15 protein-coding genes are annotated in these 12,712 nt (G+C 51.0%); all 15 read right to left on the bottom strand.

What is annotated here, in order from left to right:
• Positions 1-9: 9 nt before the first annotated feature.
• The 15 genes from ACO0LK_RS07525 to mnmG all read right to left on the bottom strand — a co-directional run bounded on the left by ACO0LK_RS07525 (position 10) and on the right by mnmG (position 12,656).
• Positions 10-426 carry a CoA-binding protein gene (locus ACO0LK_RS07525; RefSeq protein WP_422973705.1) on the bottom strand — a complete coding sequence of 139 codons (417 nt, stop codon included), beginning with the start codon at positions 424-426 and terminating at the stop codon, positions 10-12.
• 95 nt (positions 427-521) lie between these two features.
• On the bottom strand, positions 522-944 hold the full coding sequence (locus tag ACO0LK_RS07520) for a F0F1 ATP synthase subunit epsilon (RefSeq protein ID WP_422973703.1): 423 nt from the start codon (positions 942-944) through the stop codon (positions 522-524).
• 73 nt (positions 945-1,017) lie between these two features.
• Positions 1,018-2,424 carry a F0F1 ATP synthase subunit beta gene (gene atpD, locus ACO0LK_RS07515; RefSeq protein WP_186945797.1) on the bottom strand — a complete coding sequence of 469 codons (1,407 nt, stop codon included), beginning with the start codon at positions 2,422-2,424 and terminating at the stop codon, positions 1,018-1,020.
• Between the two features lie 30 nt (positions 2,425-2,454).
• Positions 2,455-3,324, bottom strand: a complete 870-nt coding sequence (atpG, locus tag ACO0LK_RS07510) for a F0F1 ATP synthase subunit gamma (RefSeq protein ID WP_422951670.1) — start codon at positions 3,322-3,324, stop codon at positions 2,455-2,457.
• Positions 3,325-3,353: 29 nt separating this feature from the next.
• Complete coding sequence (gene atpA, locus ACO0LK_RS07505) at positions 3,354-4,895, bottom strand: F0F1 ATP synthase subunit alpha (RefSeq protein WP_162044016.1); 1,542 nt, start codon at positions 4,893-4,895, stop codon at positions 3,354-3,356.
• Positions 4,896-4,921: 26 nt separating this feature from the next.
• Complete coding sequence (locus ACO0LK_RS07500; protein ID WP_422973700.1) at positions 4,922-5,455, bottom strand: F0F1 ATP synthase subunit delta; 534 nt, start codon at positions 5,453-5,455, stop codon at positions 4,922-4,924.
• Positions 5,456-5,457: 2 nt separating this feature from the next.
• A complete protein-coding gene (locus ACO0LK_RS07495) occupies positions 5,458-5,928 on the bottom strand; it encodes a F0F1 ATP synthase subunit B (RefSeq protein WP_186945794.1) in 471 nt (156 codons plus the stop codon).
• A gap of 65 nt (positions 5,929-5,993) precedes the next feature.
• Positions 5,994-6,236 (bottom strand): F0F1 ATP synthase subunit C, encoded by a 243-nt coding sequence (atpE, locus tag ACO0LK_RS07490; protein ID WP_110254369.1) that lies wholly within the window; start codon positions 6,234-6,236, stop codon positions 5,994-5,996.
• Positions 6,237-6,327: 91 nt separating this feature from the next.
• The gene (atpB, locus tag ACO0LK_RS07485; RefSeq protein WP_186945793.1) at positions 6,328-7,158 is read right to left on the bottom strand and encodes a F0F1 ATP synthase subunit A; all 831 of its coding nucleotides are present in this window, start codon (positions 7,156-7,158) and stop codon (positions 6,328-6,330) included.
• A gap of 2 nt (positions 7,159-7,160) precedes the next feature.
• Positions 7,161-7,499 carry an ATP synthase subunit I gene (locus tag ACO0LK_RS07480; protein ID WP_422973697.1) on the bottom strand — a complete coding sequence of 113 codons (339 nt, stop codon included), beginning with the start codon at positions 7,497-7,499 and terminating at the stop codon, positions 7,161-7,163.
• A gap of 302 nt (positions 7,500-7,801) precedes the next feature.
• On the bottom strand, positions 7,802-8,359 hold the full coding sequence (locus tag ACO0LK_RS07475) for an RBBP9/YdeN family alpha/beta hydrolase (RefSeq protein ID WP_422973695.1): 558 nt from the start codon (positions 8,357-8,359) through the stop codon (positions 7,802-7,804).
• Positions 8,360-8,372: 13 nt separating this feature from the next.
• Positions 8,373-9,266, bottom strand: a complete 894-nt coding sequence (locus tag ACO0LK_RS07470) for a ParB/RepB/Spo0J family partition protein (RefSeq protein ID WP_422973693.1) — start codon at positions 9,264-9,266, stop codon at positions 8,373-8,375.
• 2 nt (positions 9,267-9,268) lie between these two features.
• Complete coding sequence (locus ACO0LK_RS07465; RefSeq protein ID WP_186945789.1) at positions 9,269-10,045, bottom strand: ParA family protein; 777 nt, start codon at positions 10,043-10,045, stop codon at positions 9,269-9,271.
• A 17-nt stretch (positions 10,046-10,062) separates the two neighbouring features.
• Positions 10,063-10,716, bottom strand: a complete 654-nt coding sequence (gene rsmG, locus ACO0LK_RS07460; RefSeq protein WP_422973690.1) for a 16S rRNA (guanine(527)-N(7))-methyltransferase RsmG — start codon at positions 10,714-10,716, stop codon at positions 10,063-10,065.
• Positions 10,713-12,656, bottom strand: a complete 1,944-nt coding sequence (gene mnmG, locus ACO0LK_RS07455) for a tRNA uridine-5-carboxymethylaminomethyl(34) synthesis enzyme MnmG (protein ID WP_422973688.1) — start codon at positions 12,654-12,656, stop codon at positions 10,713-10,715. Before mnmG ends, rsmG begins: the two co-directional genes overlap by 4 nt.
• Between the last annotated feature and the right edge of the window lie 56 nt (positions 12,657-12,712).

Here is a 12,712-nt window from a genome sequence, read left to right as displayed (position 1 = left end):
GTTCTTACATTAAAAACGCATGTGGTGTTCTATCTTGAGGCACTTGTCCATCACGACGCGGATACCGGCAGCTTCTGCCTTTTCTGCGGCAGGTACATTCACTATACCCTGCTGCATCCATAAATATGGTGCAGCGATGCGTATCGCCTCTTCGACAACAGGCGGGATGTCGTCTGCATTGCGAAAACAGTTAACGATGTCAATACGGTGATCTGCCGCAGCAGTGATCAGATCCGCATAACAAAGTTCACCCAATATGGTTTTACCTGCCTCACGCGGATTCACAGAAATGATCCTGTAACCCTGTGCCTGCATGTACGCCGCCACGCCATAACTGGCTCGTGCCGGCTTGGGTGACAGGCCAACGACGGCGATGATCTTGCTGTTGCCCAGCATTTCGGTGATCAGGTCTTGTTCCACTTGCATAGGCAGCTCGGTTCAAATGATGGAAAAACAAAAAAGGCAGCCTGAGCTGCCTTTCATTGTACTGCTTTCGACGCGAAAAAATTTTCGCAGCGAAATTAACGCTTTTGACGCAATCTTTGTATCGCTGCCAATTGGGCGATCGCGGATGCCAGTTCTGCCTGTGCTTGCGCATAGTCAATTTTGGAATCACGATTAACCAAAGCCTGCTCTGCCAGTTTCTTGGCTTCATTGGCTTTGGCTTCGTCCAGATCTTGACCGCGAATCGCAGTATCAGCCAAAACTGTCACTGCATTCGGTTGCACTTCAAGCAGGCCACCGGCAACGAATACGAATTCGTCTTCGGCCTTGCCTGGAACCTTGATGCGCACCGCGCCCGGCTTGATGCGGGTAATCAGTGGTGTATGTTTCGGATAGATACCCAATTCACCAGCCTCACCCGGCAACGCGACGAATTCGGCTTCACCGGAGAAGATCAGCTCTTCTGCGGAAACCACGTCAACGTGAATAGTGTGTGCCATGTTGGACCCTTATTATTCGCTCAAAAAAGCTATGGTGCGACCTTTCAGCCGCACCGCCAGTGCGCTTAATTAATTAAGCAGCAGCCAGTTTTTTCGCTTTTTCGATTGCTTCGTCGATAGTACCTACCATGTAGAACGCTTGTTCTGGCAGGTGATCGAGTTCGCCGGAAGCGATCATTTTGAAACCACGGATCGTTTCTTTCAAGGAAACGTATTTACCTGGAGCACCGGTAAACACTTCAGCAACGTGGAAAGGCTGAGACAGGAAACGCTGCATCTTACGTGCACGTGCGACCAGCAGTTTGTCTTCAGGAGCCAATTCATCCATACCCAGAATCGCGATAATGTCACGCAATTCTTTGTAGCGCTGCAAAGTACCTTGAACAGCGCGGGCTGTTTCATAGTGCTCTACACCAACCACTTGTGGGTCCAGCTGACGGGATGTTGAATCCAGTGGATCAACCGCAGGGTAGATACCCAGGGAAGCGATGTCACGGGACAGAACAACGGTGGAATCCAAGTGAGCAAACGTGGTTGCTGGAGATGGATCGGTCAAGTCATCCGCTGGAACATACACGGCCTGGATCGATGTGATCGAACCAGTTTTAGTGGATGTAATACGCTCTTGCAGACGGCCCATTTCTTCAGCCAGCGTAGGTTGATAACCCACGGCGGAAGGCATACGACCCAGCAAAGCTGATACTTCAGTACCGGCCAGTGTGTAACGGTAGATGTTATCCACGAAGAACAAAACGTCTTTGCCTTCGTCACGGAAACCTTCAGCAATCGTCAAACCTGTCAGAGCAACGCGCAGACGGTTACCTGGTGGTTCATTCATCTGACCGTACACCATCGCAACTTTGGAGTTTTCTGGATTTTCCAGATCAACCACTTTTGCGTCAGCCATTTCGTGGTAGAAGTCATTACCCTCACGAGTACGCTCACCCACACCGGCAAACACGGATAAACCGCTGTGTGCCTTGGCGATGTTGTTGATCAGTTCCATCATGTTCACGGTCTTGCCCACACCCGCACCACCGAACAGACCGACCTTACCACCTTTAGCGAATGGGCAAACCAGATCAATAACTTTGATACCGGTTTCCAGCAATTCCTGGGATGGGGACAGTTCGTCGTATGCAGGGGCTTTACGGTGGATGGATGCTGTCTGCTCGTGGCTGACAGGACCGCATTCATCGATAGGGTTACCCAGTACGTCCATGATGCGACCCAGCGTTGCTTTGCCGGTTGGTACCATGATAGGGTTGCCAGTGTTGGAAATAGTCATGCCGCGACGCAGACCATCAGAAGTACCCAGAGCAATGGTACGGACAATGCCGTCACCCAATTGCTGCTGAACTTCCAATGTCAGCTCGGAGCCTTCCATTTTCAAGGCGTCATAAATCTTAGGCATCGCGTCGCGTGGAAATTCAACGTCCACAACAGCGCCGATACACTGAACGATTTTGCCATTAGCCATGTTCGTTCCTTCTTAATATTTAAATTCAGTTTAGACCGCTGCCGCGCCGGCGACGATCTCGGAGAGCTCTTTGGTAATGGCGGCTTGACGGGTTTTGTTATAAACCAGTTTCAGTTCGCCAATCACGTTACCTGCGTTATCAGTTGCTGATTTCATCGCCACCATACGGGCCGACTGTTCAGATGCCATGTTTTCCGCTACAGCCTGGAAAATCAGTGCTTCTACATAACGTATCAACAATTCATCAATAACCGTTGCAGCATCTGGCTCATACAGATAATCCCAGGTATGGGCATTTTTATCTGTCGCCAGTTTGTCCGCTGTCAGGGGCAACAACTGCTCCATCACCGGCTCTTGCTTCATGGTGTTGATAAATCTTGTATAACTCAGGTAAACCGCGTCCAGCTTGCCTTCCTGATACGCGTCCAGCAAAACTTTGACTGGACCTATCAGTTTGTCGAGGTGAGGAGTGTCGCCCAATTGTGTGACATGGGAAACAACTTGCGCACCTACGCGGTTCAGGAAGCCGAGACCTTTATTACCAATTGCGACTGCTTCTATCTTTGAACCCTTGCCCTCGAGTTCACGCATTTTGCTGGTGACCAGACGCAACACGTTGGTGTTGAGACCGCCACACAAACCTTTATCTGTCGTTACAACAATCACGCCAACTTTCTTGGACAGATCTTGTTGCACCATAAAAGGATGCGTGTACTCTGGGTTGGCCTGTGACAAGTTAGCCGTAATCGTACGAATTTTTTCACTGTACGGGCGAGCCGCACGCATCCGGTCTTGCGCTTTACGCATTTTGGATGCGGCGACCATTTCCATCGCCTTCGTGATCTTCTTCGTATTTTCTACGCTTTTGATCTTGCCACGTATCTCTTTGCCTGCAGCCATGAGTATTGACTCCTTCTAGCTACAGTAAATTAATAGGCGCCGGATTTTTTGAAATCAGCAATTGCGGCAGCCATGGCAGCTTCGCCATCTTTGTCCAGTTGCTTGGTTTCTTCGATCTTCTGCAGCAATGCTGCATGGCTCGTTTTCATGAAATTGTGCACGCCTGCTTCGAATGCCAGCACTTGCTTGACCGGTACATCATCCAGGAAGCCTTTGTTCACGGAGAACAATGTAACGGCCATCAGGGAGATAGACAGTGGAGCATATTGAGCTTGCTTCAACAATTCAGTAACGCGGGCACCACGATCGAGCTGCTTGCGTGTTACTTCATCGAGGTCAGAAGCGAACTGGGCAAACGCAGCCAATTCACGGTACTGCGCCAAGTCATTACGGATACCGCCGGACAAGTTTTTGATAACTTTAGTCTGAGCAGCACCACCAACGCGGGAAACCGAGATACCAGCGTTAATCGCTGGACGGATACCTGCATTGAACAAGGATGTTTCCAGGAAGATCTGACCGTCAGTAATCGAAATTACGTTGGTAGGAACGAAAGCGGAAACGTCACCAGCTTGAGTTTCAATGATAGGCAATGCTGTCAAAGAACCTGTTTTACCTTTAACTTCACCTTTGGTGAAAGCTTCAACGTAGTCTGGATTCACGCGAGCTGCACGTTCCAGCAAACGGCTGTGCAAATAGAATACGTCACCTGGGTAAGCTTCGCGGCCTGGTGGGCGGCGCAGCAACAGGGATACCTGACGGTAAGCAACAGCTTGTTTGGACAGATCATCATAAATGATCAGTGCATCTTGACCGCGGTCACGGAAGTATTCACCCATCGCGCAACCGGAGTAAGCGGATACGTATTGCATCGCTGCAGATTCAGCAGCAGTAGCAGCAACAACGATGGTGTATTCCATGGCGCCGTGGGCTTCGAGAGCGCGCACAACGTTTTTAACGGAAGACGCTTTTTGACCAATCGCTACATAGATACATGTAACGTTTTGACCTTTTTGATTGATCACGGCATCGATCGCAACAGCTGTTTTACCAGTTTGACGATCGCCAATGATCAATTCGCGCTGACCACGACCAACCGGAACCATGGAGTCGATAGACTTCAGGCCAGTTTGCATAGGTTCAGAAACGGATTGACGTGCAATAACGCCAGGCGCGATTTTTTCGATCGGCGCGGACAATTTTGCATTGATAGGACCTTTGCCGTCGATAGGCTGACCCAGCGCGTTAACTACACGACCACGCAGTTCAGGACCGATAGGCACTTCCAGAATACGGCCGGTACATTTAACTGTATCGCCTTCGGAGATGTGCTCGTAGTCACCCAAAATAACGGCGCCAACGGAATCACGTTCCAGGTTCAGTGCCAGACCAAATGTATTGCCTGGGAATTCCAGCATCTCACCTTGCATCGCGTCAGACAGACCGTGAATGCGGCAGATACCGTCGGTAACGGAGATAACCGTACCTTGATTGCGAATCTCAGCTGTGTCGCCAAGGCCTTGAATCCGGCTCTTGATCAGCTCGCTGATTTCAGATGGGTTGAGTTGCATACTAACTCCTAATATTTATTACGTTCTTACGCGGTCAGGGCGACGTGCATTTTCTGCAGCTTCGCGCGTACCGACGTGTCGAGCACCTGATCACCAACCACGATGCGTACACCACCGATCAAAGAGGAATCCACTTTGACTGTAGGGTGCAACTTGCGGCCAAATTTCTTTTCCAACAGCACTGAGAGCTCGCTCAACTGAGCTGCCGAGATTTCAAATGCGCTAGTCACTTCAGCATCTGCAGCGCCTTCGAGGGCGTTTTTCAGAGCATGAAACTGGAAAGCGATTTCCGGCAACAAAGTCAGACGGTCATAATCAGCGAGTGTGTTGATGAAGTTTTTCGCTTCAGCAGTCACTGGAGATTTGATCGCAGACAAGAAAATCTCAGCTTTTTGATCAGCCGAGACTTTGGGGTTGTGTGCAAGAGCTTGTACATCGGGATGCGCACCTACCTGTGCCATCTCGGTAACCAGTTCCGACCAGGCGGACAGGTTACCGGTTTGGGCAACACGAAACAGCGCTTCTGCGTAAGGACGAGCGATCGTTGCGATTTCGGCCATGATTACAGCTCGGTTTTCAGTTGGGTCAACAGATCAGCGTGAGCAGATGCATTAACTTCACGTTTCAGAATTTGTTCTGCACCTTTGACTGCCAACGCGGCAACCTGGTCGCGCAATTCTTCGCGTGCTTTGGTTACTTGATTGTCAGCATCAGCTTTTGCTGTAGCAATAATGCGGGCAGCTTCAGCAGCAGCAGTGTTGCGAGCTTCTTCAACGATCAGAGCAGCGCGTTTTTCTGCGTTGATGATATGTGTTTTGCTCTCTTCACCAGCTTTTGCCAATTCAGCTTGCATTTGCTTTTGGACCAAGACCAGTTCAGCCTTGCCCTTGTCAGCTGCAGCCAAACCATCTGCAATGCGCTTCATGCGCTCATCGATCGCACCAATAACTGGTGGCCAGATGAATTTTGCAGTAAACAAGGCCAGGATGATAAACACCCCTGCCTGGTACCACATGGATAGATTCAGATTCACTTTAGTTTCCTTATCAAATTAATCGTTCCGCAGGCACTGGGCCTGCGGTAGAAAAAGGAAAGCTATTAGCCTTTGAATGGGTTAGCAGTTGCGAAGAACATGGCGATACCAACACCGATAATGAACGCAGCATCGATCAGACCAGCCAGCAACAACATTTTACCTTGCAGTTTTTCCATCAATTCTGGTTGACGAGCAGACGCTTCCAGATATTTACCACCCATCATAGCGATACCGATACAAGCACCCAAAGCGCCCAAACCGATGATCAAACCACAAGCCAATGCAACGAAAGCGACGTTAGTCATGAGAAAACTCCTAGAAAGTTAAAATTAAAATACCAAAATCAAAAAACTAAAACCAAAACTAAAACCAAAAACCTGAAACTTCAAAACTTAATTAATGCGCTTCGTGAGCCTGACCCATGTAAACCAGTGTCAGCATCATGAAAATAAACGCTTGCAGAGGTACGATCAGGATGTGGAAGATGGACCAGGCAGAGCCCAGTACCAGATGACCAATACCGCCGAACAGAGAACCAGAGGCACCCAGCAAAGCTGCGATCAACAGGAACAACAATTCACCGGCGAACATGTTACCGAACAACCGCATACCGAGTGAGAAAGTCTTGGCTGCGTATTCAACGACGTTCAACATAAAATTGAACGGGAACATCATTGGACCAAACGGTGCGCTGAACAATTCTTTGATGAAGCCGCCTACGCCTTTGATCTTGAAGCTGTAGTACATCATCAGGCCAAAGATACCGATGGAGATACCCAGAGTACCATTCAAGTCAGCAGTAGGGACAACGCGGTGTGGCATTTCATGGTCCAGACCCAGAACAGGGAACAACCATTGGGAAAACAGGTCGACTGGCAGGAAATCCAGGGAGTTCATCAGCAATACCCAGACAAATACGGACAAAGCCATAGGAGCGATGAAGCTGGTGTTGCCGTGAACTATGCTTTTTGCATTGTTGTCCACCATTTCGATAAGCATTTCAACTGCACACTGGAAACGACCTGGCACACCAGAAGTTGCCTTGCGTGCTGCCATGTACATAATGATGGAACCCAGCAAGCCGCAAACGACGGACCAGATAACCGTATCAATATTCAGATACGACATATCCCACAATGAGGTTTGCGCATGGTGGCCATGGTTAGTCAGATGCCCAAGGTGATGGGTGATATATTCTGACGGAGTGACTTGTTCAGCTGAGCTCATGATCAGTGCCTAAAGAGTAAAATGAAATAGCTTTTCAGTACAACGATGAAGGCGATCAAAAAGGCCGGCCAGTTGACATCGGGGTACCAGAAGACAACCGCTGCCATCAGCGCGACTGTCGATATAACTTTGAAAAATTCCCCGATGAAAAAACTCATCGGATTTGCTCCTCCGGGCCTCCGGGCGCTTATGGTCAGGCGCAACGCGAACAAGGCATTTGGAATCGCACAGGACAATCCCCCAAACAGGGCGGAGAGACCGTAAGAAATATTGCCAAAAATTCCAGCCAGCAAGCCCGCGACCAGCGCTGCCACCAGTTGCAGCAGTATGATGCGTGTCATGCTTCCCTCATTTATCCAGGACTTACGCAAAATTTCGCCGGCTTGGTCAAGCCGCAGGTCCGACCTGGCTACAGTCGCCTTTACCTGGCTATGCGGGGGACAATTTTGCGTAAGTCCTAATATTTATTCATGTGACCGTTGAATTTGTCTGGCTTGCCACGATATAACCGGGCAGCGCAAATCCTCGCCGATCAAAACCACGGAATTATACGTGCTAGTGCGTTGTAACGTCAAACGTTTGATGCATAAGGTCATACGTTTGGTGCATTGCATAAAAATGCAACATTTTGGTGCTTATTTTACTATTGTTTCACTTTTTCCGTTTTTGCAACTAATGCGTTGAGCCAGTCCTGGCCTTGCTTCCAGCTGCCCAGACCAGATTCGCCATTAATATGTCCTGCTGCACCAATAATGTGCATTTCGGCACCCCATTCCTTTGCCCAGTCTTGTGCAACTGACAAATCACACCAGGGATCATCGTTCGATGCCACTACCGCAACAGGGAAAGGAAAAGGGATTAGAGGCATGGGACTAAAACTCGGCGCAGGAAAATCTGCCCGGCCCACGTCCGGTGGCGCCACCAGTAGCGCCGCCCTGACCTTGCTTTTATTCAGCACACCCGGCATGCCGGAAGCCAGCCACCAGGCAGTCAGCGCGCAACCCATGCTATGGGCAACCAGCACCACCTCGTCAGTAGCCGCATTCACAGCCGCTGACAAAGTGGCAACCCATGCATCCTTGACCGGATGATCCCAGTCTTGCTGCTCTACTCTTTTGACATCCGGTAATTCGGCTTCCCAAAGCGTTTGCCAGTGACCGGGGCCGGAGTTATACAGGCCGGGTAAGATCAGTATCTGCATGGGTGTAATCTTTTTACTGTCCGCGTATTTTCAGGATGATGCCATCGAGGCTATCCAAATCAGCAAAGTCGATCAGCATCTGCCCCCTGCCCTTGCTGCCTAATTTAAGGGCAACCTGGGTCGCCAGCAAATCGGACAACTCTTCTTCCAGGCGGGTGATGTCGCGTGATTTTTCTGCCTTGTCACGCGGCTTGCCGGTGGCACTCATTTCAGCCGTGGTTTTTGCCACCAGCTTTTCTGCTTCTCGCACCGACATGCGTCTGGCAACGATCTGGTTGGCCAGCTGTATCTGGGTGGCAGCATCTGTCACCAGCAGCGAACGGGCATGGCCCATGTCAATGTCGCCAGCCATCAGCATGGTCTGCACCGGCTTCGCCAGGTTCAGCAGACGCAAAAGATTCGACACGGCGCTGCGTGAACGCCCTACGGCGTTAGCCGCCTGTTCATGGGTGAAAGAAAAATCCGTGATGAGGCGGTGTATGCCCTGCGCTTCTTCCAGCGGATTGAGATCTTCGCGCTGAATATTTTCAATCAGGGCCATGGCGGCGGCGGCCTGGTCATCCACATCCTTGACCAGTACCGGCACTTCTTCCAGACCTGCCATTTGGGAAGCGCGGAAACGGCGCTCACCGGCGATGATTTCGTAACGGGTTACGCCATTGTTCTGCCCTACTGGCCGTACCAGGATAGGTTGCATCAGGCCCTGGGCCTTGATGGACGCAGCCAGCTCGGCCAGCGCGCCTTCGTCCATACGGGTACGCGGCTGGTATTTACCGGCCTGCATGTGGGCTACGTTCAGGCTTGTAGGTGCACCGGTCACGGTTGGTACAGCTTCTGCAAAGTCGGCGGCGTTGCCGAGCAGGGCGTCGAGGCCACGGCCCAGGCCTTTTTGTTTTTTGATCGACATACTTATTTATCCAGTTGTTTAATTCTTTCCACCATCTCCGCGCCAAAAGCGATATACGCCTGCGCCCCCTTGGATGCCGGGTCAAACACTACGCCGGGGATACCGTAGGAAGGTGCTTCTGCCAGACGGACATTGCGCGGGATCAGGGTCTTGAAAACCTTGTCGCCAAAATGCTGTTCCAGCTGATCAGACACTTGTTGCGACAGCGTCATACGCGGGTCAAACATCACGCGCAGCAGACCAACAATTTTCAGATCCGGGTTCAGGTTGGCAGAGACTTTCTTGATGGTATTGGCCAGGTCAGACAAACCTTCCAGCGCATAGTATTCGCATTGCATGGGGATGATTACGCCATGCGCAGCGCACAGGCCGTTCAGTGTCAGCAAGGACAAGGCCGGTGGGCAATCGATGAGGATGAAGTCATAATCTGCATCCACCTTGGACAGCGCTTCACGCAGGCGCTTGTCGCGGTTATCCAGGGACACCATTTCGACTTCGGCACCAGCCAGCTCGCGGTTGGCGGGCAAGACATCAAAACGACCGGATTCGGAACGCAGTTTCGCCGTTGTCACGTCCGACATGCCCAGCAAAACTTCATAGATGGAAGCTGTCAGTTTTGACTTGTTGATACCCGCGCCCATGGTGGCATTACCCTGAGGATCGAGATCTACCAGCAAGACACGTTGATTAAGTTGTGCCAGCCCTGCGGCGAGATTGACAGTGGTCGTGGTTTTGCCCACGCCACCTTTTTGATTTGCAACACAAAAGATTTTTGCCATAAAAGATTTCCGTAGGATCAAGCCGGGGCCAGCTGTTTTTTGATAAAGACGAGGTGGCGTTCGGCCTGTAGACCTGGCACCGTGAGGGCTTGCATTTTTTCTACCTGCCAGCCATCTGGCAGACGTTCAATCTCTTGATTCGGGGCGATGCCTTTCATGGCAATGAACTGTCCACCATCGGCAAGCAGATGGCCTGACCAGTTGATGAAATTGCAGAGTTCAGAAAAAGCCCGCGACGTGATGACATCAAATGGCTCTTTCACCTGTAGCGCTTCTACCCTGCCGGTATGCACCGTCACGTTTTTCAAGCCAAGCTCGGTCTTGGCCTGGGTCAGAAAAGCCGTCTTTTTACTGACGGTATCGATCATGGAAATTTTGATCGCCGGGTAGGCGATAGCCAGCATCATGCCGGGCAAGCCACCACCTGCGCCCACATCCAGCACATTTTTGGCATCCTTGAAGGCGGGCGCTGCCGACAGCGAATCCAGCAAATGCTGCTTCACCATTTCTTTGGGATCGCGGATTGATGTTAAATTATAAACTGAATTCCATTTTGACAATAATAACAAATAAGCAATCATTTTAGCTATTTGCTCATCTGGGATATCCAGTTGTAATTCCTGAATACCGCTTTTAAGCATGTCTGTCAGTGCATGTTCCACGTGAATCATTCCGCCTGGCCCTCGACTAAAACATCCGTATTCACCATAAACTCTTTAAAACCGCGTTTTTTCAGGTGTACCAAAAGCAGGGAAATCGCCGCTGGCGTCACGCCAGAAATACGGCCACACTGGCCCAGGCTTTCGGGCTGGTGTTTATTCAGTTTTTGCCTGACCTCGATAGAAAGACCGTTCACTTCCATATAATCAAAAGCGACCGGCATTTTCAGGTTTTCATAATGCGCATGGCGTTCAACCTCTTTGGCCTGCCTGTCGATATAACCGGCATATTTAACCTGTATCTCAACCTGTTCGCGCACATGCGGATCGAGCACACCCGGGCCAGCCAGCGCCTGCCCTTCCACACCATGCAGACTCATCAGGCTTTCATAGGTCACTTGCGGGCGACGCAATAGATCAGCCAGGGAATACTCACGCTCCAAAGCCTTGCCAACGACACGCTCGGCTTCAACATCTGCGAGGATGCGTGGATTGACCCAGGTCGAGCGTAGCCTTTCCATTTCACGTGAAACACTTTCACGCTTTTCTTCAAACTGCTGCCACTGCGCATCGCTGACACAGCCCAGCTTGCGACCTATCTCGGTCAGGCGCATATCGGCATTATCTTCACGCAGACTAAGGCGGAATTCAGCACGGCTGGTGAACATGCGATAGGGTTCTTGTACTCCCTTGGTAATGAGGTCATCCACCAGCACGCCCAGATATGCTTCATCTCGGCGCGGTACCCAGGCTTCCTTGCCCTGAGTTTTCAGTGCGGCATTCAGGCCAGCCAACATACCCTGTGCCGCCGCTTCTTCGTAACCAGTCGTACCATTGATCTGTCCGGCAAAGAACAGGCCCTCGATCTGACGGGTTTCCAGTGAGGATTTCAAACCGCGCGGGTCAAAGTAATCATATTCAATCGCATAGCCAGGGCGCAGGATGTAAGCGTTTTCCATACCGCGCATGGAGCGTACCAGGTCCAGCTGCACATCAAAAGGCAGGCTGGTAGATATACCATTGGGGTAAAACTCATTCGTCGTCAGGCCTTCAGGCTCCAGGAAAATCTGGTGCGATTCCTTGCTGGCGAAACGGTGTATCTTGTCTTCTATCGATGGACAATAGCGTGGCCCTACCCCTTCAATAACCCCGGTGTACATGGGGCTACGGTCCAGACCAGCACGAATAATATCGTGGGTTTTTTCATTGGTATGGGTAATCCAGCATGGCAACTGCCTTGGATGCATGCTGGTATTGCCCATGTATGAGAACACTGGCACCGGGTCCAGATCACCCGGCTGCTCTTGCATCTGCGAAAAATCGATGCTGCGGCCATCAATACGGGGTGGCGTACCTGTCTTCAATCGCCCTTGTGGCAGCGCCAATTCTTTCAAACGGGCAGACAGGGATATGGCTGGTGGATCACCGGCACGACCTGCCGAGTAATTATTCAAGCCCACGTGGATCTTCCCATCCAGGAAAGTACCTGCCGTAAGCACGACAGCACGGGCACGAAACTTGATGCCAACCTGGGTCACGGCACCGACGACACGATTGCCTTCAACCAGTAAATCATCGACCGCCTGCTGGAACAGCCACAGATTAGGCTGATTTTCCAGGCGACTGCGTATGGCTTGCTTGTACAGGATACGGTCCGCCTGGGCGCGGGTAGCGCGCACGGCAGGCCCCTTGGATGAATTCAGGATGCGAAACTGTATGCCTGCCTCATCCGTGGCAATCGCCATGGCACCACCCATGGCATCAACCTCTTTGACCAGGTGCCCCTTGCCTATTCCACCTATGGATGGATTGCAGGACATCTGACCAAGAGTCTCAATATTATGGGTCAACAATAGGGTAGTCTGCCCCATACGGGCGGCAGCCAGGGCGGCTTCGGTACCGGCGTGACCGCCGCCGACGACGATAACATCGAATTCTTTAGGATAAAACATGATGGATTTCTGAGAAACTTGGATCTGGGAGGCACGATTATAGTTTGTTTTGCGAA

This window comes from Undibacterium sp. Ji49W, assembly GCF_049340205.1.
Classification (GTDB): domain Bacteria; phylum Pseudomonadota; class Gammaproteobacteria; order Burkholderiales; family Burkholderiaceae_D; genus Undibacterium.
This window is presented reverse-complemented; position numbering and strand designations above follow the sequence as displayed.

Coding starts and splice junctions, on each gene's coding strand:
- mnmG (WP_422973688.1), bottom strand. CDS start 12,656: ATGTTTTATCCTAAAGAATTCGATGTTATCGTCGTCGGCGGCGGTCAC.
- ACO0LK_RS07520 (WP_422973703.1), bottom strand. CDS start 944: ATGGCACACACTATTCACGTTGACGTGGTTTCCGCAGAAGAGCTGATC.
- atpE (WP_110254369.1), bottom strand. CDS start 6,236: ATGACTAACGTCGCTTTCGTTGCATTGGCTTGTGGTTTGATCATCGGT.
- ACO0LK_RS07475 (WP_422973695.1), bottom strand. CDS start 8,359: ATGCAGATACTGATCTTACCCGGCCTGTATAACTCCGGCCCCGGTCAC.
- rsmG (WP_422973690.1), bottom strand. CDS start 10,716: ATGATTCACGTGGAACATGCACTGACAGACATGCTTAAAAGCGGTATT.
- ACO0LK_RS07480 (WP_422973697.1), bottom strand. CDS start 7,499: ATGACACGCATCATACTGCTGCAACTGGTGGCAGCGCTGGTCGCGGGC.
- ACO0LK_RS07465 (WP_186945789.1), bottom strand. CDS start 10,045: ATGGCAAAAATCTTTTGTGTTGCAAATCAAAAAGGTGGCGTGGGCAAA.
- atpG (WP_422951670.1), bottom strand. CDS start 3,324: ATGGCTGCAGGCAAAGAGATACGTGGCAAGATCAAAAGCGTAGAAAAT.
- ACO0LK_RS07525 (WP_422973705.1), bottom strand. CDS start 426: ATGCAAGTGGAACAAGACCTGATCACCGAAATGCTGGGCAACAGCAAG.
- atpB (WP_186945793.1), bottom strand. CDS start 7,158: ATGAGCTCAGCTGAACAAGTCACTCCGTCAGAATATATCACCCATCAC.
- ACO0LK_RS07500 (WP_422973700.1), bottom strand. CDS start 5,455: ATGGCCGAAATCGCAACGATCGCTCGTCCTTACGCAGAAGCGCTGTTT.
- atpA (WP_162044016.1), bottom strand. CDS start 4,895: ATGCAACTCAACCCATCTGAAATCAGCGAGCTGATCAAGAGCCGGATT.
- ACO0LK_RS07470 (WP_422973693.1), bottom strand. CDS start 9,266: ATGTCGATCAAAAAACAAAAAGGCCTGGGCCGTGGCCTCGACGCCCTG.
- atpD (WP_186945797.1), bottom strand. CDS start 2,424: ATGGCTAATGGCAAAATCGTTCAGTGTATCGGCGCTGTTGTGGACGTT.